Origin of the sequence: Klebsiella sp. 141153 (genome assembly GCF_032601995.1) — a bacterium.
GTDB lineage: Bacteria > Pseudomonadota > Gammaproteobacteria > Enterobacterales > Enterobacteriaceae > Klebsiella > Klebsiella aerogenes.
In genome coordinates, this window is record NZ_JAQIRJ010000053.1 from 1 (window position 1) to 258 (window position 258).

Below are 258 nucleotides of genomic sequence, written 5' to 3' on the forward strand. Positions count from 1 at the left end.
GCTCAGCTGGTCCGCCAGCATCACCTCCAGCGCTTTGGCCTTCAGCGGCACATACACCGGATCCGGCAGTTTACCCAGCGGGCCGTTCTCCGGCGGCTTCGCGGCGGCGGCGGCTTTCGCCTTATCGCTATCCTCCTTGTCGTGAGCCGCCTTCAGCGCGGCAACCGGATCCCGGCCCTGAGCCACGGCGATGGCCACCACCTCCGCCTCGTTGACGGCCGGCGTTTCGGTCTTCGCCCCCGCCTGCTGCGCCCCGGC

The 258-nt window shown here is 70.2% G+C and carries 1 protein-coding gene; it reads right to left on the reverse strand.

The features are described 5' to 3' along the window. The coding region (locus PGS10_RS25030; RefSeq protein ID WP_316423652.1) for a hypothetical protein at window positions 1-201 on the reverse strand (201 nt) is incomplete at its 3' end. Window positions 202-258 lie beyond the last annotated feature (57 nt).